Genomic DNA, 21,340 nt, shown 5'->3' with positions numbered 1-21,340 from the left:
CTAATCCTAATGAGTTTTATTTCTATCCAACGACAAGAAGCTTCTAATTTCTTGCCAAGAATTTAAGCAATAGTCTGCTTGATATTCCGCAGCAATTGAAAAATTCTGTTTATGAATATTCTGACCTTGATCTTTCAAGCAGATGGTGGTCCAGCCTAATAATTTTGCTGTTACAAAATCTTTTTTCAGGTTATCGCCTATATAAATATATTCTTCACACTGTAATTCGTTCATCACTTTCTCATAGTTGGCTATAGATGGCTTTTCGGAGCCAATTTCCTCAGAAATTACTATAGTATTCAAAAGATTTGTTAACCCTAACGCTTGTAATTTATTACGTTGAGTTTTTGAACGCCCGTCAGTAATAACTGCATATTTATATTCCTTAGCAAAATAGGTTAATGTTTCTGCAACATCTTGGAATAGGGTAATATCCGGTTTATGAAAGCGATACCAATCTAAAAGCTCTTTTTTATCCAGTTGATATTTTTTGGAAATATTTTCAAAAACGTTTTCACCAGCATGATATTCTGCCAACATTTTCGCGTACAACTGTTGTGGCTGAGTACTAATTTTTGCCGCAATGAAGCGGTATGCTGATTGCAAATAACTTATTTCAGCATAAAGTGTATCATCTAAATCTAAAACTAAAGCTTTAATCTTGGTAGCCATTTACCAAAACCTCAGCATCATAACGCAGCATAAGTAAATTATCACACCATGCTGAAAATTCTTCAATATCCTGATTTAAAAGATATTCTTGAATAACCCACTGACTATAATTAGCACCTGCTAAATAACTTAAAGGATAGCCACCACCAAAACGTGGGTTTATTTCAATCCCTAAAATTTTATCTTCAGTTTTATGCATAAATACCTGTATCGTTAAACAGCCACGCGCACCAGCTATATATTTTAACTTTTGATTAAATTCTCTGACAATAAAGTTCTTTTTTGTTACCCCTTTATTTACTTCACCTGCACGCACAAAAATACGCTTACGCGGCACTACACATTTTAAGTCTGAGGATTTATCGTAGTAACAGTCAACGGTAAATTCATCATAGTCGTCTGGTTTAATGTATTCCATAAACATAAGTTTTGGATCCACACGATGTTCTGGTTTAATATCTTCTGCACAATATGCTGTAAAAATACCTTTACTTAAGCTTCCATCATACGGCTTTACAAAAACAGGAAACCTTAAACTCTCTAAGGTATATTGCTGCGGAATATCAATTCCTTTTTCTTCAAAAAAATGATTGATTTGACGTTTGTCGCGACATTGGTGTACCAACTCAGGATCACTTACCAATAAATGGATTCCTTGTTGCTTAAAATAAGCAATATTTTCACTTAAAACTAATAACTCTGTATCAATCGTTGGTACGATTAATTTAACTTGATGACTCAAGCAAAGGTGCAATAAATAATCAATATATTCAGGGCTTGTAACACGTGGTGCTTTAAAACTTTGGTCAGAAATATGACATGCAGGAGCTAGAATAGGATTTAAATCAGTAGTAAAAACCTTACCATTTTCAAAAATTTTTTTCAGTTCTGTTTGGAAAGAGCGTACCAATGAAACTCTTTGTCCTGCTGAGGTAATTAAAATATTCATTTATTTCTTCTCATTACCATTAAATTTTGGCATTGTTGCATCATTTTCTGCGTTAATATCATCTTTGGCGAGCACTTTTTTAACCGTTTTCAGCATAATTTTAAAATCTAACCAGACTGATTGATTTTCGACATACCAGGTATCAAGTTTAAATTTTTCTTCCCAGCTAATTGCATTACGTCCATTCACTTGTGCATGACCAGTCATGCCCGGACGGACTAAATGGCGTTTGGCTTGTTCTGCGTTATAAAGGGGTAAATACTCCATCAGTAATGGACGCGGCCCGACAATGCTCATATCACCTTTAATCACATTCCATAACTCTGGCATTTCATCCAGACTACTAGAACGCAGCATTTTTCCAAACGGGGTTAATCGCTCACTGTCTGGTAAAGGGTTGCCTTGCGCATCTACCGCATCTTTCATACTGCGAAATTTAATCATTTCAAAAGGTTTGCCGTGTAAACCCGGGCGCACCTGACGAAATAAAACAGGCGAACCTAGATTTTTTTTCACTTTATGTGCCACATAAAAATACAACGGTGACAGTAAAATCAGGGCAATAGAAGCAATAATAATATCAAGGGAGCGTTTTAGCATTTATAGACCTAAAATATTTACTAAACGTTGATTGACTTTATCTGCATCAAATTTTTCAACGGCAATTTTATAGCTTTCAGCACCCATTACTTTAATTTGATCGGGGTTCTCAATGAAATAAATCATTTTATCTGCCAAAGCTTCAGGATTCCATTTTGGTACTAAAAATCCATTTACACCATCTACAACCGTTTCTCTACAACCAGGTACATCTGTGGTAATAATTGCACGTCCTATTGCCATCGCTTCTTGTGTACTTCTTGGTACACCCTCGCGGTAATAAGAAGGTAGAACAAAAACACTAGAATTTTCTATCCATTCTGAAACATTACTCACATGGCCTGGATATTCAATAATATTAGTCTTTACTAGACTTTCTAACTCTTCTTCTTTGAGACTACCCAATGCCTCTTTATCAATCGCACCTAATACAGTGAATTTAACTGAAGGATATTTTTCCTTCACAATTTTAGCTGCTTTTATATAATCATGAATCCCTTTTTCTGCAAGTAATCGTGCAATAAAAATAAAAGATATATTTGAGTTAAAATTCTCTGAATATTTATAATGCTCTAAATTTAAACCTATTCCACCTAGAACCTGTATATTTTTGACATTTATAGCATATCTTTCAATTAAATCTTTAGGATCATCAGGATTTAAAAAAATAATCTGATCAAGTTGTGGTAATGCTATTTTATATAAAAAAACCTGTATCTTTTTTATAAGCTGAGTTTTTTTACTTAAGCCTTCTGGCTGCTCTGTAAATGTATAGCCTAAACCTTCTAGCATACCTATCACACGTGGTACTTTAGCTAATTTGGCTGCCAAAGTACCAAAAATGACAGGTTTAGAAAAATAAGAGAATACTAAATCAGGATTAATTTTTTTAATTTTTTTTGAGAGCCGATATGTTGCAATTATATCTGCGAGTGGGTTTAGTCCACCACGGTTTAATGTATATGTAATTGGCATAGCACCCAACTTTTCTATTTTTTTTAGGTCTTCTGCTGTATATTCAGAAGTAAACGCATAAACTTGATGTCCTTTTTTCAAAAGCGTGCGAATTAAATCAGCACGAAAACCATAGAAGCTAGATGCGACTGTACCAATGAAGACTACTTTCACGCCTTTATCACCTTTCCAATTTTATAAGTTGACTTAAGTTTTAATATATAAAAAAAGCATATATAAATAGCAAGATAATTATATAGTCTCAACCGAATAGCCGTACCTAAATTATCGTTACCGATTAGCCAAACACTTGCATATAATACAAAAAATATAATTAAAAAACGAATAAAGCTGTCGGCTAATTTTATATTTTTAACTAGATAAACCAACATAGCAAAGAAAGGAACCGTTTCAACTAAGAGTAAAATAAATACAAAAGGATTAGTTACATATAGACCAAAGAGCTGTCCTAATGTACTTAGAATAAAATTAGGTATAAACATTACAGGATTAGAGAAGTCCAAACCCAATGTAGAGCCACCTTCACCTTCCTCAAAACCAGAACGGTATTCTGTTAATCTTTCAAAAATGCCAATATAGTTTGCTATAAATAATGCAAAAAAATACAAAATAGCAAAGAAAAAAATACGTTTTTTTGTCAGCTTAATTTTCCATAAAACTAAAGCCAGTAAAAATGCGTAACCTAAATAAGGGCGCAAATCCAACAAAAATAACCCTATTAAAATTGCAAGTATATAAAAATAAGAAAAGGAAATAAAAGTCGAACTGCTTAAAGACTTTCTTACAACCCAACAACCTACTAAAAAGGATAAAACCATGAATACATCACGATAAATATCAAATGTATAGAAAAAAAGTGTTGGATAGATTAAACACAGCAGAACACTATACAGATAATATTTTTGATCTTTTTTGAAATTGAGACCAGACAACTTAGCCACTAAAAAAGGAATTATAAATAAATTTATAAATAAAAATAAATAAGAAATTCCATCACGAGAATAGAAGCCAGAATCATTAAGAAACCATAGAATGACAGGCCAAATATTGACAGAAATATCAATATAACCTAAAGCATAGTCATGATAATAATCAGAGTCATTACCCCCACCCAAACCAAGAGAAAGATAATCATTCTTTATTAAATAATAGAAAATGATTTTAAAAAAAATAATCAAATAAACTATATTAAATAAAAAAATATTAGAAACTCTAAACATTAAACAATCCTAAAATCAAGAGAATCTATTTTCTCAGATAAGGAATTAACATAATACTCTCTAGAGTAATAATGAGAAAAAATATCTAAAACATCAGACTTAATTAAATCAATATTATGATCAATAAAATCATTAAATTGAAAAAAATGCTTAACCCAATCATCAACTTGTTCTTGATGTTTTAACCTCAAGAATAAATTAGATTTTAGGTTAGATTTAAAATCAGCAATCACATCAGTATAAATAGGGATAACACCATTCGCCAAATAGGAGTTCATTTTTGTAGGGGTAGATACATTATTCACTATATGATTATCCCTAATTAAAAATCCATATTTATATTGACTTAGCTCACTATCTAAATCTTTAAGCTGAACAAATTTAACCTTACCATTTTTTACTCCAAACTTATCTAATAGCATCAAAGCTTCATTTGAGCTTTTTGTAAGTAAGGTTATAGAAGCATTAGGACATTTATCCTCAATTTTTTTATAAAACTCCAATGTTTTTTCAACACATTGCCATTTATCCAGACCTCCAGCATAAACAAAAGAAAGATTATTATATTTTTCAGGAATTTCAAAAGAATTTAAGTTTAATTCCTTATTAAAACAAGGCATGATAAAATACTTTTTATCAAAAATTTTATAACGGTCTAAATAATATTTACGCATACGCTCAGATACATAAATATTTAAATAGCTAAATTTTAAAGCAAAACGTTCGACACACCCCCAAAGAAATTTGTCTTTATTTGAATTACGCGTCATAAGGGCCTCTTCACCACCTAATCCCTGAAACCAAGTGATAACTTTTGCATTGAAATTTAATAGTTTGACTAAAAAACACCACTTTGCAGACATCACAAATATATTTCTATATTTTCTTATATCTTTTAGCTCATCACTTACTAAAACATCAAACCCTGAATCTTGAAAAGCAGACTTTATAATATCTACATAATATATAGTTGCTTCATTTAGTGTCTTTTTTGGTAAAAAAAATAATATCTGCTTACTTTTCTGCATTTAAACTCTCACTAATAATATCAACAATACGCTGACATGCCTTTCCATCACCATAAGGATTATGTAATGCACTCATTTGCGTATATAACTGTGTATTATTCAAAAGTTCATTAACATTCTCAACTATAAGACTTGTATTCGTACCGACTAATTTAACAGTTCCAACCTCTACTGCCTCTGGGCGTTCTGTAGTTTCTCGCATTACAAGAACGGGTTTACCTAAGGAGGGTGCCTCCTCTTGTATACCTCCAGAATCTGTTAATATTAGATATGACAAATTCATCAAATATACAAAGGGTAAATAGTCTAATGGCTCTATAAGAAAAATATTATTTTTATTAGATAAATATTTTTTAACTGGTTCTCTTACATTTGGATTTAAATGCATTGGATAAACAAATTGAACGTTTTTATGTTGTTCAGATAAATAACTTAATGCCTTACATATATTATCAAAACCTTGTCCAAAGTTTTCTCGACGATGACCTGTAATTAATATAATTTTTTTATTAAGATCTAAAAAATTGAACTTTTCAACCAATAAGGCTTTAAGAGTATTATCATTATTTATTTTATTAACAATGAAATAAAGTGCATCAATTACAGTATTTCCAGTAACAAAAATATTTTTTTTACTTATATTTTCATTTAATAAATTAAACTTTGAATTTTCAGTAGGAGCAAAGTGGTACTCAGACAAAACACCCGTTAACTTCCTATTTGCTTCTTCTGGCCAAGGAGAATATAAGTTATTAGTACGTAAACCAGCCTCAATATGACCTACTTTTATTTTCTTATAATAACAAGCTAAACTCGCTGCAAAAGTAGTTGCAGTATCTCCATGAACTAACACTAAATTGGGATTATATGAGCCAAATAAATCACGTAGGCCAATCAAAATTTTAGTTGTTACATCTGTTAAATCTTGACCTATCTGCATAATATTAAGATCAAAATCTGGAGTGATATTAAATAAGCTTAGAACTGGATCCAACATATCGCGGTGCTGTCCCGTCACACAGACTGAGACATCAAACCTATCATCATTTTTAAATTGATGATAAAGTGGAGACATTTTAATTGCCTCAGGACGCGTGCCAAAAACCAACAATATTTTCATTAAACTTCTCCATAATACTTTTTCAGTCTTTTTTTAGGAACAAGATTTTTTATTAAATATTTAAAAAAATCTGTAACTTTAAAATGCAAAGGAGATATCCTTAATGCCGCCCACCAATAATACAGTGATTCTTTTTTATTTATTAACTGCAAGCTATTCGCAGTTACTATATATGCTCTAGCCTTTGCCACATTATAAGCCGGATTACTTCTATATAATTCAATAATATCCAATCTACCTTGATGTATTAATTCAAATTTAGAGGACAAATTATCTTCATGCCTTCTATATTTGGCTAAAATACAAGGTATATAATCTAAAGTTCCTCCACCTTCTGTCAATTTAAGATTCATATACCAATCTTCCAATAAAATCAGATTATTATATCCACCTACATTTCTAATAGCTTTCAGTCTAAACATTTGTGTAACAGTAGGTAAGTTATGATAATGGAGGAAAATACTATTAAAATCATATTTCCTTATATTTGTTAATCTATTTTTCTTAGATTTTTCAAAGTTAATTACTTCAATACCTCCAAAAACCCCATTACATTCATTATTTTCTAGTAAATAATTAACTTGAATATCTGACTTATTCTCTAACATAATATCATCGGAAGCTATAGCAGAATAATACTCACCCTCACACCATTCCAAAGCTTCATTTAAAGTTGCACTCAATCCCTTATTAGGTCTATAGCGAAACTCAAATCGAATAAATCTCTGTTTACAAATGGGAATCATTTCTTGTATTTTTTCTACCGACCCATCTTTTGAACCATCATCAATAATAATTAACTCTATATTTTCATAAGTCTGATTTATCACACTCTGAATACAATCTTGTACAAATTTTTCATGGTTGTAACATGGTATTACAACTGAAACCAAAGGTTGTTTATTATTAATTTGCATACTTTTTCTCTTGCAATTGTTTAAAAACCAAGAAGCTTACTACTAACCAATACAAAGCATAGTTTGCTAAATATGCTATAGAAACACCTTCAAAACCAAAAAGCTTACTACATACATAAGTCAGTCCAACAGAAGATAAAGCAAATAATATTTCTGTGGTGACAAACAACTTTGTCATAGCCTTACTTAGCATCAAATAGGCCAATATCCAACTGCCAATTTTAAGTGAATCCCCTATCATTTGCCATAAAAATAAATCACGCATTGGCATAAATGCATGACTAAACAATAAAGTAATAATCCAATCACGCATAACATAAACACACAAACTGCCAACAACTGCCAAAGGAAAGATAAACTTATAGCCTAAATATACTTCTTTCTTTATTTCATCTAAATGCGTCAGTTCAGCCAATCTAGGTAAATAATAAACTCCCAGTGTTGTGGTAACCAACATCAAATATGCTGCACTTAAGCGAATCATCGCTTCCCAATAGCCTGCATAGTTCAATCCAAACTCTTGTGACAAATAAAAACGAATAGCCATTTGCGACAAAGGAACACACACCGCACTAACTAGCGCCATGAGAGCAAATGCTGTAAACTTTTTAGCGATATGCGGTTCAATTTTTCCAAATAGATACGAAATATTAAACCAATTGGCTTTATAACATAAAAACAACGTTACAAAAAAAGCAATAGATTGATAAATGGATAACGCGATTAAAGCACCATACAAATGATATTGAACAGCTAAAAACCCTGTTACTAATAAAGAAAGTATGCTTCCAGCAATATTTGCAACAACTAGTTTTAAAATCTCCTTTTTGCCATTTAAAATAGCTAAAAAGAGTGCATTTAAATTAAATAAAACTAAAAAAGCAGCAAACCACGCAAAAACAGACTGATACGCCGTCGTCTGAAAAATATACAGCGACAATTGTTTCTGGAAAATAAGAATAATGAGCGAAAAAATAAAACTAAAAATAAGAACTGAACTGCCTGCTGCTTTCCAAATTGCTCTTTGCTTAGTTTCATCCTCATGATATTCAGCAGTATATTTTATTACTGCTGTATTAATTGCGCTTCCTGCAAAAGTTGTGACCATTTGTATAAAATTTTGAAACTGCCCAATTGCAGCATAACCTCCAGGGCCGACATATACCGCTAAAATTTTATTCAAAATAAACATTGTGGCTGTTTTAATTAAAACAGCCACCCCGTTTAATGCGCTCGTCTTTAGCAGATTCATTACTTTTAAGCTTGAAATTGATTACATAAAGCGATAATTCTGTCTGCATCTACTGCAGACAGTGTCGGCCCCATAGGTAAACTTAGTACTTCATCATGTATCTGCTCAGAAATTGGATAACTCAAATCATCCCATCCTTTATATGCTTGCTGTTTGTGTGGAGGAATCGGATAATGAATTAATGTTTGAACACCATGATCTAATAGATACTTTTGCAAAGCATCGCGTTGATTAGTACGAATTACAAATAAATGCCAAACATGCTGCTCATAAGTTTCTACATTAACTTCCTTCAATGGGAGTTGAATTAGAGGATTTTTGATTCCATTCAAATATAAGCTCGCAATATGACGTCTATGCTGAGTTTCTTGATCCAAGTATTTGAGCTTGACATCTAGCATAGCGGCTTGAATTTCATCTAATCGACTATTCACACCAGGAACTAAATTTTTATACTTTTCATGCGAGCCATAGTTACGCAATGCTTTTAACATGGTCGCTAATTCTGCATCATTGGTTGTAACTGCACCCGCATCACCCAATGCACCTAAATTTTTTCCAGGATAAAAACTAAAACCTGAAGCATCCCCCCAGTTTCCTGCTTTTTTACCTTGTATTTGTGCCCCGTGACTTTGTGCGGAGTCTTCTAAAACCAATAAATTGTGTTGTTTGGCAATTTGCATAATTTCTGGCATTGCAGCCAATTGACCATACAAGTGGACAGGTAAAATCACTTTGGTTTTAGCTGTTATTGCTTCTTTTATTTTTATAGGATCAATATTGTAAGTAGAAATATTTGGCTCAACTAAAACTGGCGTCAAGTTATTTGCTGTAATGGCAAGAATGCTAGCAATATACGTATTCGATGGAACAATAACTTCATCTCCATCTTTAAGTTTGCCTAACTCTTTCCATGCACGTAGTGTCAGAATCAATGCATCTAAGCCGTTTGCAACACCAATTGCAAACTGTGTACCACCATATTCAGCAAAGTTCTTTTCAAAACTTTCTAGCTCTTTACCACTAATATACCAGCCTGAATCAATCACTCGCGTACAAGCCGTAATCAATTCTTCACGATACTGCTGATTGATATTTTTTAAATCAAGGAAAGGGATCATTCTATATAACCTTTAATAAATGCTGGATTACCAATGACTATTGCATTTTCTGGCACATCTTTAGTCACAACAGCACCAGCACCTACTAATGCATTTTTACCAATTTTTATTCCAGGCAATATAGTCGCATTTGCACCGATACTTGCACCTTCCGCAATTACTGTTTTAGCGAAAGAGTCAGGATATTGTTTCGATCTTGGTTTTTTATCATTGGTAAATGCAACACATGGGCCAATAAAAACATTGTCTTCTAACGTAATTCCATCCCAAATATAAACACCCGATTTAACCGTAACATTGTTACCAATTTTTACATCATTCTCAATTAGAGTATGAGCACAAATATTACAATTCATCCCAATTTGAGCATTTTTCAGAACAACACTATATTGCCAAATACGTGTATTAGAGCCAATTGAGCTTGATTGAACATCAGCTAAAGGGTGAATAAACGGCTCATATACTTCTTTTAAAAAATCTTGATAATCACGAATGTAATCATTTTCATCATAATGCTCACTTGTCAACACAAGTAAAATACAATCTTCTGAAAAATCATGCATTTCATGCCATACCATAGGCGGTATTTTTAAACCTTGATTAGGTTGGCACAATACAACTTCTTGCTTTTCTTTCCCACTATCCATCAACATTTTACAACTGCCTTGAATGCAAAAAGCAATTTGTTGTAGTTGTCTATGTGCATGAAATCCACGTGGAACATCAGGCTGAGCACCAAAAATATAATAAAGCCTTTGAATATTGAATGGGATACTCTTATTAGCTTCAGCAACAACAAGGCTACCGCGATGATCACCTAAATCAGGTAATTCAATCCAATCGATAAGGTTCATATTTATTCACTCACCAAAGAAATGAGATATTGACCATAATCATTTTTACTCATGCTCTGACCAATATCTAAAACCTGTTCTTTACTCAGCCAACCATTATTCAAGGCAATCTCTTCTAAACACGCAACTTTATAGCCCTGACGTTTTTCAATAGTCTCTACAAACTGCGCTGCCTCAAGTAAGCTCGCATGTGTACCTGTATCGAGCCAAGCAAAACCACGTCCAAGCAATTCTACATTTAAATCACCACGCTCTAAATACATCTGATTAACTGTGGTAATTTCTAATTCTCCACGCTCAGAAGGCTTCACTTGTTTCGCAATTTCAATTACATCATTGTCATAAAAATACAAACCAGTGACTGCAAAGTGAGATTTAGGTTGTTTAGGTTTTTCTTCTAGTGAAATTGCACGTTTCTGCTCATCAAATTCAACCACCCCAAAACGCTCAGGGTCTTTGACCTGATAACCAAATACTGTAGCACCTTTTTGACGTGCGACGGCTTGACGGAGCATTGGGGTAAAACCTTGACCATAAAAAATATTGTCGCCAAGCACTAAGCAAACATTACTATCCCCAATAAAGCTTTCACCAATAATAAAAGCCTGTGCCAAGCCGTCTGGGCTAGGTTGGACGGCATATTCAAGCTGAATTCCAAATTGAGTACCATCACCCAATAAACGTTTAAAACCCTCAATATCTTCAGGAGTACTAATAATGAGTACTTCACGAATACCTGCAAGCATAAGTACAGAAAGCGGGTAATACACCATTGGCTTGTCATAAATAGGCAATAATTGCTTAGATACACCTTTAGTAATCGGATATAAACGTGTACCTGAACCGCCCGCTAAAATAATACCTTTTGTTGTATTTGACATTATGAATTTACACCTAATCTTTCTCGTTGGTAACTACCATCTTGCACTCGATGACACCAGTCTAAGTTATTTAAATACCACTCTACTGTTTTACGGATTCCAGTTTCAAAAGTTTCCGTAGGTGTCCAACCTAATTCATTTTGAATTTTTGTGGCATCAATTGCATAGCGTAAGTCATGCCCAGGGCGGTCTTTTACAAATGTAATCAGTGATTCATACGCCTGACCATTTGCCTGTGGTTTTAACTCATCCAAAATTTTACAAATGGTTTTGACCACTTCAATATTCTGCTTTTCATTATGACCACCAATATTGTAGGTTTCACCCACTACACCTTCGGTCACCACTTTATATAAAGCACGTGCATGATCTTCTACAAATAACCAATCCCGAATTTGCTGACCATTACCATATACAGGTAAAGGTTTAGCATCTAACGCATTTAAGATGACTAATGGAATTAACTTTTCGGGGAAATGGTAAGGTCCATAATTATTTGAGCAGTTGGTGACTATAACAGGCAAACCATAAGTTCTGTGCCAAGCACGGACTAAATGGTCTGAACTGGCTTTAGAGGCAGAATATGGAGAGCTTGGCGCATATGAAGTCGTTTCAGTAAATAAATCTGTCGTGCCTTCTAAGTCACCATACACTTCATCAGTTGAAATATGATGAAAACGAAAGTTTTGTTGAGCTTCGGCGTCAAGCCCCATCCAATACTTTCGAGCGGCTTCTAATAAAGTATAAGTTCCCACAATATTGGTTTGAATAAATGCTGCTGGGCCATCAATTGAGCGGTCTACATGCGACTCTGCAGCTAAATGCATAATTGCATCAGGTCTAAACGCGTCTATTGCGGCTGTAATTTGCTCCGTATTACAAATATCAATTTGTTTAAACTTGTAGTTTGGATGTTGATCAATTTCTGTTAACGACTCTAGGTTGCCCGCATATGTCAGTTTATCGATATTTAAAACTTGGTTATTGGTATTTTGAATAATATGGCGGATCACCGCTGAACCAATAAATCCCGCACCGCCAGTCACTAAAATTTTCATAGTTTCCTTTTATTATAAGCGAATATCTACATCTGTATGATTTAATATGTATTTTAAATCATATAAAACATATTTGTCTTTTGCCAATGCTTTAAATTCATCTACAGACATCTGTTTAAATTGATCATGCGCAACTGCTAAAACAATGGCATCATATTTAGCGTTCGCCAAACTAGAAACAGGGTCTATACCATATTCCTTTGCAGCTTCTAACGGATCCACCCACGGGTCATAAATATCTAAATCTAAATCATATTCTTTTAAAGCTTTGACCATATCTACAATTTTAGTATTGCGAATATCAGGACAGTTTTCTTTAAAACTCAAGCCCATCACTAAAATTTTTGAACCGACCACTTGTATACGCTGCTTCACCATCTCTTTAATCAATTGTGTTGCAACATATTCCCCCATACGGTCATTTAAACGACGTGCCGCTAAAATAATTTCTGGATGCAGGCCTAAAGACTGTGCTTTATGGGTTAAATAATATGGGTCTACCCCAATACAGTGCCCACCGACTAAACCGGGACGGAAAGGTAAAAAATTCCACTTGGTTCCCGCAGCCTGCAACACCGCTTCAGTATCTATACCCAACTTATTAAAGATCACAGCCAATTCATTAATTAAAGCAATATTCACATCACGCTGGGTATTTTCAATGACCTTTGCGGCTTCAGCCACTTTTATACTCGGTGCTTTATGCGTACCTGCATTCACAATCAGTTGATAGACTTCATCAACAAAATCTGCAACTTCTGGGGTAGAACCCGAAGTCACTTTTAAAATATTGGTCACACGGTGTAGCTTATCGCCTGGGTTAATCCGTTCTGGGCTATAGCCTGCAAAAAAATCCTGATTGAATTTTAAGCCTGACACTTGTTCTAAAACTGGAATACAGGCTTCTTCGGTAGCACCGGGGTAAACGGTAGACTCATACACCACCACATCGCCTTTTTTAAGTACTTTCCCAATACTGGTAGAGGCTTTAATGAGCGGAGTCAAATCGGGTTGTTTAAACTCATCAATGGGGGTTGGAACAGTCACAATAAAAAAGTTGCAGCCGCGTAAGTCATCTAAATTGGCTGAATAGCTTAAATGTATCGCTTGTTTAAGTTCTTCTGACGACACCTCTAAAGTATGATCTTGCCCACTCTGTAATTCTTGTATGCGTTTTTGGTGGATATCAAAACCCACCACAGGCAACTGCTTACCGAATTCAACCGCTAGGGGTAACCCGACATAGCCTAAACCAATAATGGCAATTTTTAGGTCTGAAAGCTGTAGCATTTGAGTGCCTTTCAATTTATATCTATATTTTATGAAAAATTAATGAATCTTTCGGCAGGAATACTAACAGAAATTTATGAAATTTCTATTATGATTTGTGCTCAAATTAGTTGAAAGATGCATCAGTCTATAGTTTTTGTGACTATTCAACTTTTTTAATTTAGATTAAATTCACAATTTGCGATTTTTATCATTTTTTTCACAAGGAATTTGACAGAATCTGCAAAATGATTACAAATTGCTATGTACCTATTTGACAAGTTCGGTAAAATGGCGGCAATTGATTTAAAAGATTTTAATAAATTAAAAATGGAATCTCGCGTGCGACACTTTCAACTGGCTGTTTTATTGGCATGTGGCATTGCCGCCACTGGCTGTGCTGTGACCTCTGGCTTACAAACTTATGACTTACCAAATGAAGGGGTCTATACCACCGACTTGGGCACAGCGGTCAATGTGATTAAACTCACACAAGACTCAATGCTTGCGGTGCAGCCTGCAGTTCACAATATTCAACAAGACTATGCGCATTTATTTCATATACCACAGCGTCAATACACCTTAAGTTCAGGCGATATTCTTTCTATTTATTTATGGGCATATCCTGAAATTTCTGGGAGTAATTCTGATCCTAATAACGGTTATCAGATTGATTCACAAGGTTATATTCAGTTCCCGATTATTGGCCGCTACAAGGCTGCGGGTAAGTCGTTGACTCAAGTCAATCGTGAATTACGCAACCAGCTTTCACGTTATTTAAAAACGCCTGATGTTATTGTACGAGTTCTCTCCTATCAGGGCCAGCGCTATTCCGTTCAGGGCAATGTCATAAAAGGCGGTCAGTTTTATTTAAGTGATCAACCTGTCAGTGTTTACACCGCATTAGGTATGGCCGGTGGGGTCAATGCACAACAAGGTGATAATGCTTCTATGACATTGGTTCGTCAGGGGCGCAGTTATAATTTAAATACAGTAGAACTAGAAAAAGCGGGCCTATCCCTACATAACTTACTTATTCAACCCAATGACACCTTATATGTGAATAACCGTGAAAACCAGAAAATCTATGTGATGGGTGAATCCGGGAAAAACCAGCCCTTACCTATGCGTGATCAAGGTATGAGCCTGAGTGATGTATTAGGAGAAAGTCTGGGCCTAAATCCACTCTCTGCCAGCCGTAGTAAGGTTTATATTGTAAGAAGTCAACCAAATGCAGTTCATACTGAAGTCTACCAAATGGATTTGACCAGCATTGCCGACTTTGGCCTAGCCAATCAATTTAAAATGCGCAGTAATGATATTGTCTATGTCGATGCGACAGGTTTAGTCCGTTGGCAACGTATTATTAGTCAAATTGTCCCTTTTTCTAATGCTATTTATGACTTAGAGCGCTTGGGGGACTAATGAAAATTAAGAATATTTTGGTAGTTTGTATTGGCAATATTTGCCGTAGTCCTATGGCCGAATACTTTTTAAAACAGGAATATCCGCATTTACAGATTGAGTCTGCCGGGATTGCCGGAGTCGTTGGACATACAGCCGATGAAAAAGCCAGTCTATGCATGCAACGTTTTGGGATTGATATGAGTCCTCATATTGCGAAAAAACTCAATGCTGAGCTGATTAAAAAAGCTGATTTGGTTCTTGTGATGAGTCAAAATCAACAAAAACATATCGAACAGACCTGGCCATTTGCCAAAGGTAAAACATTCAGACTTGGCCACTGGCAAGGAAAAAATGTTGCCGACCCTTATCAGCATGATCAAGCATTCTTTGATGAAACTTGCCAACTCATTCAAGACTATATTGCTGACTGGAAAAAATATATTTAAGTTTTTTAATATTTTCACTTTTTGATATTTAAATTATGAGCCAAACCGCCAACACTGAAGACACCATTGACTTGAAGGAATTATTTTTTTCCTTACTTGCACAATGGAAACTGATTGCCCTATGTATTATTTTAAGTTTGGTCTGTGCCTTACTCTACTTAAGAACCACACCGGATACCTACGCGGTAGATGCGATGGTTCAAGTTGAAGACAATAAAGGAGCTTCAGCGGCCTTATTAGGCGACTTATCCAGTATGATGGAGCAAAAATCCCCTGCTCAAGCTGAAATTGAAATTTTAAAATCACGTTTGGTGCTCGGTACAGTCATCGATCGTTTAAATCTCAATATTCGTGTATCCGGTACAGAAGACAGTTTCTGGAATCGTTTAATCACCAAGCATGAATATGCGACAGAATATTCAGAAAAATCGGTATTATTCAAAGACAATCAAAAAAGTTTTGATATCCGCCATTTTGAAATTCCACAATATTTTCAGGATAAAAATTTAATCCTGAGTTTTGAATCAGGAAAATATAACCTGACAGATTCTGTCACAAATCAAATCGTTTTCTCGGCACCTTTGAATCAGATCAGTCAATTACAATCAGAATATGGTCTCTGGAAAGTGGCTATTTTTAGCCAAGACAGTTTTGATGCAGCCTACAATATTCGAAAGCAAAGCCTACCTGCTGCCATGCAAACTTTAACTGCCAGCTACGTAGTGGCTGAAAAAGGAAAATCGACAGGTGTATTAGGTCTAAACTACCAAGGTGAAGACAAACAACACATCACTCAAGTCTTGAATGCCATTCTTACAGCTTATAGCCAGCAAAATATTGAACGCCGTTCGGCTGAAACTGCTCAAACCCTGAAGTTTTTAGAAGATCAACTCCCTGAGCTAAAACAGCAACTTGATGTTGCAGAGCGCGAATTCAACCGATTCCGTCAGCAGTATAATACGGTTGATGTGACCAAAGAATCAGAATTGTACTTAACCCAAAGTATTACTTTAGAAACACAAAAAGCCGAACTGGAACAGCGTGTTGCAGAAGCTGCAGCTAAATATACGGGTGAGCATCCGGTGATGCAGCAAATGAATGCCCAACTTGGTGCAATTAATAGCAAAATTGCAGAACTGGATGGGACTTTAAGACGTTTACCTGAGTTACAACGTCAATACTTACAATTGTTCCGTGAAGTCGAAGTTAAACAGCAGCTGTATACAGGACTATTGAATTCCTATCAGCAACTCCGGATTGCCAAAGCGGGTGAAATTGGCAATGTGCGTATTGTCGATACTGCAGTCGAGCCCATTGAACCCATTAAACCAAAGAAATTACAAATTCTAATTTTATCTATTTTCTTGGGCGCTTTCTTAGGTACATTACTCGCCCTACTACGTAATATGATGCGTTCAGGTATTAAAGATGCAACTCAAATTGAAAATGAGCTTGATTTGCCAGTCTATGCTACGGTGCCACGCTCTGTTATTCAAGAAAGCCGCATTAAACTATTGAAGAAGAAAAAGAATATTCCTATTCTTGCAGTTAAAGATAGCGGTGATATTGCGATTGAAAGTCTGCGTAGTATGCGAACAGCGATTCATTTTGCCTTAATGAATGCGACCAATAATGTGATTGCCATTTCTGGCCCCGCACCTGAAATTGGCAAATCATTCATTACCACTAACCTTGCTACTATTTTAGCACAAGGTGGGAAACGGGTCTTGGTGATTGATGGTGATATGCGTCGTGGTTATTTACATAAATACTTCAACGCCGAGGTACAGCCAGGTTTAGCGGAATTATTGAATCATCAAAATAGCTATGAAGATATTGTTCAAACTTCCACTGTAGACAACCTATATTTTGTCACTCGTGGTAAGAGTCCGGTTAACCCATCTGAACTATTAAGTACTGATCAATTCAAGACTTTCCTGGATCAGGCCTCTGCTCATTTTGATCATATCCTGATTGATACTCCACCTGTGCTTGCAGTGACCGATGGTATTATTATTGCGCAATATGCGGGTGTAAATTTATTGATTGCCCGTCATGGTAAAACACAAATCAAAGAGTTGGAAATCACTGTGAATCGTTTTGAACAGGCCAATGTCAAAGTTAATGGCGTGATTCTGAATGATGTACAAAAAGGGGCGGCTGGTAGCTATGGTTATAATTATGCTTATGCTTATACCGCAAATAAAGACAATGACTAATTCATTGTAAACCTTGATTTCACATCTTGCTTTAAGCAGGATGTGAAATCACCCTCTATTACATTTATCTCAAATGATCATCGTTGAAAAAATCAACTAAAAACCCTATCGTGGTTACAGTTTAAAACTCCTGAGAATCTACAAGAATGTTTAAATCAAAAACACTGCTCGCCAGCTTGGCATTAAGCTCCTCACTCACCTTTGCCCAAGGCATCGTTTTAAATGAGCAAAACCTGCGTACCGATTTAAACTGGTTAAATCAGCAAGGTGTGATTCAAATCAGCACTTCGACCTGGCCAATGAGTGGTGATGAAATTCAACGCGCCCTTTCTCAGGCAAAAATCAGCAATAGTAATCAACAAAAAGTCATTGATTCAGTCATAACTCACTTAAATACCAACAACCAGTTACTCAAAGCCTTCTTGTTTGCTGAGACAGATCAAAAAAATATTCCTCAAGTCTTTGGTGACCAGCAAAAAGCACAATACCAAGCAGGTATAGAGTTGAATACAGGCAATCAAAATTGGGATGCCAGACTTCGCGTAAATGCCGAAAAAGATCCCCAGATTGATAACGATCAAGATGTGAATGTGGAAGGGTCTTACCTGGCAGGTAAATTATGGAATCAATGGCTGATTGCTGGACAAATCCCGACCTACTGGGGACCTGGCCATGATGGCAGCTTAATTCGGGGTGATACCAGTCGTTCTGTTTATGGTGTGACCATGCAGCGTGCCGAACAGAATGCTTTTGCAAATAAATGGCTCTCCTGGATTGGACCTTGGCAATATCAAGCCTTTGCCGGACAACTAGATGACTATGATGCTGTACCTGATGCTAAATTAATTGGCTTACGTGTCACTGCACAACCTTTATCCTATTTGGAGCTGGGTGCATCACGTGCTATTCAATGGGGAGGTGAAGGACGACCTGAAAGCCTGAGCTCACTTTGGGATGCTTTTGTCGGTAATAAAGACAATGGTGGCACAGGTGAACCGGACCCATCCAATCAAATCGCCGGTTTTGATGCCCGCTTAAACCTGCAACCTTTAATGCAGATGCCGTTGGGTGTCTATGCGCAATATGTCGGTGAAGACGAAGCCGGTGGCTTACCAGCCAAAAAAATGTATTTGGCTGGGGTCGATTATTCTTCTAGCTATAATAATATACCTTTCCAGCTGTATACTGAATGGACAGATACCCGTACTAATGGTAGTGCTGATGGCATTTCATACAACCATCATGTTTATACCGATGGTTTTTACCAGCATGGTTACCCATTAGCACATGCGATGGGTGGTGATGGTCAAATGATTTCAGTAGGTGCTGATATTCGTTTCGATCGCCTGAATCGTGTTAATGCTCGAGTACTGTTTGCCAAGTTGAATGAATCCAACCGAACTACTAATTTAGCTTTTCCAGCACAAGATGAATTAAAAGCTGTTGATGTGAGCTGGACCCATTATTTACGTCCGGATATCCCACTGAAATTAAATGGCTGGATCAGCGATTCAGACCTACATGGTAATGATGGCGGTGCATCGATTGGAATTGAATTTCCTTTAGAAAAAGGCTTATTTTCCTACTAAGTTCTTTGCAAAATACAATGTCGGTTGGAGCAAGTATTGTTCCTAGACATTCTCTAACAATGATTAAATTCTAAAAAATTAAAAAACCAGCTATTGCTGGTTTTTTTATCTCTTTAAACTTCAACACAACTACGATGTCCTCTTGCTAAAAAACCACCCAATCTTCAAGATTTCTTAAAATTTTCTGCTAAGATGGAATGAACATCAACGATAACATTAGATTGGAATAATACATGAGCAAGGCCTTACCGATTGCTGTCGCTGTTCTTCTAGGCGGTGCCGCGCTAGTACCTGTTTACTATGCAACTCAAAACCCAGCTGCCCAAACCACAAAAGCATCTAAAGATGCCTCTGCTGTTTCTAAAATCAGCTATGCACTCGGTTATGAAGTCGCTCATCAAACTCCACCTGAGCTGGATATTAACAGCTTTGTGACAGGTGTTCGCGAAGGTCATGCCCGTACCGCTCCTGCTTATACTGAAGAAGAATTACAAGCAGCTTATGAGCAGTTCCAAAAAGAAATGCAGCAGAAGCAAGTCGACAGTGCCAAGCAGGCTCAAACCTCAAGTGATACTTTTCTGCTTGAAAATGCAAAAAAACCAGGGGTAAAAACTACAGCATCTGGTTTGCAATATTTAGTGACCAAAGAAGGTACAGGCAAACAGCCTGCAGCAACTTCAATTGTAAAAGTACATTACACAGGGAAATTAGTTGATGGTACGGTGTTTGACAGTTCGGTTGAACGTGGCGAGCCGATTGAGTTCCCACTCAATCAGGTAATTCCAGGCTGGACCGAAGGTCTGCAACTGATGAAAGAAGGTGGTAAAGCAACCCTGTATATCCCATCTAAACTCGGTTATGGTGAACAGGGCGTGCCAGGTACGATTCCTCCACACAGTACTTTGATTTTTGATGTGGAACTCATCGAAGTAAAATAATCCACAAAAAGGAGAGCAACGCGCTCTCCTTTATTTTGAGAATTAATCATGAAAATACAAACAAGTTTGATGGTTTTACTGCTGATTTCTGGCAGTCTGTTTGCCAAAGAAGTCACCAATAAAAGCCCTGAGGCTGAACAGGTCGGCTACAGCTTTGGTTATCTGATGGGAAAAAGTAATGCAGATTCCTTACAAGGCATTGATCTGGATGCCTTTAGTGTCGGTTTAAAAGCGGCAGCCGCTGGTAAACAGGCGACTTTAAGTGAAGAAGACATGGCGCGGGTCTTGACCCAATTTAAGCGTCAGGCTGAAGCCAAAGAGCTGATTACCCTGAAAAAGCAGGCGGATGAAAATGCCAAGATTGGTCAGGCTTTTCTGGCTGAAAATGCAAAAAAACCGGGTATAAAAACCACAAAATCAGGTTTGCAATATCAGATTCTTCAGGAAGGAAAAGGGAAATCGCCGAGCGCAAATAGTAATGTCCGCGTACATTATGAAGGCCGTTTGATCGATGGTACGGTTTTTGACAGCTCGATTGCCCGTAATCAGCCCGTGGTATTTCGTACCACCCAGGTCATTACTGGCTGGACCGAAGGTTTACAGCTGATGAAAGAAGGTGCCAAATATCGTTTCTTCATTCCGGCCGAACTGGCCTATGGACAGATTGGTTCAGGGGATGTGATTGAACCGAACAGTACTTTAATTTTTGATGTGGAATTACTGGAAATTATTAAATAATAAGTCCTATTTTTCCAGATATAAAATCAGAGAGGTTCTAGATTGACCTCTCTTTTTTATGGACTTAAGTATCAATGAATCACAGGT

The 21,340-nt window shown here is 36.1% G+C and carries 20 protein-coding genes; 6 read left to right on the top strand and 14 right to left on the bottom strand.

Translation table 11 applies throughout. The features are described 5' to 3' along the window. Positions 1-6 precede the first annotated feature (6 nt). From F893_RS00590 to tviB, 14 genes are read right to left on the bottom strand one after another with little or no spacing between them, the layout of a single operon-like run. Positions 7-672 carry an HAD family hydrolase gene (locus F893_RS00590; protein ID WP_005249547.1) on the bottom strand — a complete coding sequence of 222 codons (666 nt, stop codon included), beginning with the start codon at positions 670-672 and terminating at the stop codon, positions 7-9. Next, positions 656-1,621: an ATP-grasp domain-containing protein gene (locus F893_RS00585; RefSeq protein ID WP_005249545.1), complete on the bottom strand. Its 966-nt coding sequence runs from the start codon at positions 1,619-1,621 to the stop codon at positions 656-658. Before F893_RS00585 ends, F893_RS00590 begins: the two co-directional genes overlap by 17 nt. Beyond that, the gene (locus F893_RS00580; RefSeq protein ID WP_005249544.1) at positions 1,622-2,221 is read right to left on the bottom strand and encodes a sugar transferase; all 600 of its coding nucleotides are present in this window, start codon (positions 2,219-2,221) and stop codon (positions 1,622-1,624) included. Beyond that, entirely contained in the window at positions 2,222-3,349 is a 1,128-nt protein-coding gene (locus tag F893_RS00575) for a glycosyltransferase family 4 protein (RefSeq protein ID WP_005249543.1), read from the bottom strand. It abuts the gene before it with no gap. Then, positions 3,346-4,416, bottom strand: a complete 1,071-nt coding sequence (locus F893_RS00570) for a hypothetical protein (RefSeq protein ID WP_005249542.1) — start codon at positions 4,414-4,416, stop codon at positions 3,346-3,348. Before F893_RS00570 ends, F893_RS00575 begins: the two co-directional genes overlap by 4 nt. Beyond that, positions 4,416-5,444 (bottom strand): hypothetical protein, encoded by a 1,029-nt coding sequence (locus F893_RS00565; protein WP_005249541.1) that lies wholly within the window; start codon positions 5,442-5,444, stop codon positions 4,416-4,418. The genes F893_RS00570 and F893_RS00565 overlap by 1 nt, the downstream gene beginning before the upstream one ends. Continuing rightward, on the bottom strand, positions 5,431-6,564 hold the full coding sequence (gene wecB, locus F893_RS00560) for a non-hydrolyzing UDP-N-acetylglucosamine 2-epimerase (protein WP_005249540.1): 1,134 nt from the start codon (positions 6,562-6,564) through the stop codon (positions 5,431-5,433). Before wecB ends, F893_RS00565 begins: the two co-directional genes overlap by 14 nt. Further along, on the bottom strand, positions 6,564-7,481 hold the full coding sequence (locus F893_RS00555) for a glycosyltransferase family 2 protein (protein WP_005249539.1): 918 nt from the start codon (positions 7,479-7,481) through the stop codon (positions 6,564-6,566). Before F893_RS00555 ends, wecB begins: the two co-directional genes overlap by 1 nt. Continuing rightward, entirely contained in the window at positions 7,471-8,733 is a 1,263-nt protein-coding gene (locus tag F893_RS00550) for an O-antigen translocase (RefSeq protein WP_005249538.1), read from the bottom strand. The genes F893_RS00555 and F893_RS00550 overlap by 11 nt, the downstream gene beginning before the upstream one ends. A gap of 5 nt (positions 8,734-8,738) precedes the next feature. Continuing rightward, a complete protein-coding gene (locus F893_RS00545; protein ID WP_005249536.1) occupies positions 8,739-9,854 on the bottom strand; it encodes a DegT/DnrJ/EryC1/StrS family aminotransferase in 1,116 nt (371 codons plus the stop codon). After that, positions 9,851-10,708 carry a WxcM-like domain-containing protein gene (locus F893_RS17210; protein ID WP_005249535.1) on the bottom strand — a complete coding sequence of 286 codons (858 nt, stop codon included), beginning with the start codon at positions 10,706-10,708 and terminating at the stop codon, positions 9,851-9,853. Before F893_RS17210 ends, F893_RS00545 begins: the two co-directional genes overlap by 4 nt. Before the next feature lie 2 nt (positions 10,709-10,710). Beyond that, positions 10,711-11,589, bottom strand: coding sequence for a glucose-1-phosphate thymidylyltransferase RfbA (gene rfbA / locus F893_RS00530; RefSeq protein ID WP_005249534.1), 879 nt, complete (start codon positions 11,587-11,589; stop codon positions 10,711-10,713). Then, entirely contained in the window at positions 11,589-12,647 is a 1,059-nt protein-coding gene (gene rfbB / locus F893_RS00525) for a dTDP-glucose 4,6-dehydratase (protein WP_005249533.1), read from the bottom strand. Before rfbB ends, rfbA begins: the two co-directional genes overlap by 1 nt. A 12-nt stretch (positions 12,648-12,659) precedes the next feature. Then, a complete protein-coding gene (tviB, locus tag F893_RS00520; RefSeq protein WP_005249532.1) occupies positions 12,660-13,937 on the bottom strand; it encodes a Vi polysaccharide biosynthesis UDP-N-acetylglucosamine C-6 dehydrogenase TviB in 1,278 nt (425 codons plus the stop codon). Between the two features lie 321 nt (positions 13,938-14,258). On the opposite strand from tviB, the gene F893_RS00515 reads away from it, so the two are divergent. The 6 genes from F893_RS00515 to F893_RS00490 all read left to right on the top strand — a co-directional run bounded on the left by F893_RS00515 (position 14,259) and on the right by F893_RS00490 (position 21,253). Next, entirely contained in the window at positions 14,259-15,341 is a 1,083-nt protein-coding gene (locus F893_RS00515) for a polysaccharide biosynthesis/export family protein (RefSeq protein WP_171066760.1), read from the top strand. Then, the gene (locus tag F893_RS00510; protein ID WP_005249529.1) at positions 15,341-15,769 is read left to right on the top strand and encodes a low molecular weight protein-tyrosine-phosphatase; all 429 of its coding nucleotides are present in this window, start codon (positions 15,341-15,343) and stop codon (positions 15,767-15,769) included. The genes F893_RS00515 and F893_RS00510 overlap by 1 nt, the downstream gene beginning before the upstream one ends. A gap of 35 nt (positions 15,770-15,804) precedes the next feature. Beyond that, a complete protein-coding gene (locus F893_RS00505) occupies positions 15,805-17,988 on the top strand; it encodes a polysaccharide biosynthesis tyrosine autokinase (protein WP_005249528.1) in 2,184 nt (727 codons plus the stop codon). A gap of 146 nt (positions 17,989-18,134) precedes the next feature. Next, the gene (locus F893_RS00500) at positions 18,135-19,577 is read left to right on the top strand and encodes a capsule assembly Wzi family protein (protein ID WP_005249527.1); all 1,443 of its coding nucleotides are present in this window, start codon (positions 18,135-18,137) and stop codon (positions 19,575-19,577) included. Between the two features lie 233 nt (positions 19,578-19,810). Then, complete coding sequence (locus F893_RS00495) at positions 19,811-20,515, top strand: BamJ family beta-barrel-assembly machinery protein (protein ID WP_005249526.1); 705 nt, start codon at positions 19,811-19,813, stop codon at positions 20,513-20,515. A gap of 48 nt (positions 20,516-20,563) precedes the next feature. Next, the gene (locus tag F893_RS00490; protein ID WP_005249525.1) at positions 20,564-21,253 is read left to right on the top strand and encodes a BamJ family beta-barrel-assembly machinery protein; all 690 of its coding nucleotides are present in this window, start codon (positions 20,564-20,566) and stop codon (positions 21,251-21,253) included. Positions 21,254-21,340: the final 87 nt, after the last annotated feature.

Origin of the sequence: Acinetobacter sp. CIP 102136 (assembly GCF_000369685.1) — a bacterium.
GTDB lineage: Bacteria > Pseudomonadota > Gammaproteobacteria > Pseudomonadales > Moraxellaceae > Acinetobacter > Acinetobacter fasciculus.
This window is presented reverse-complemented; position numbering and strand designations above follow the sequence as displayed.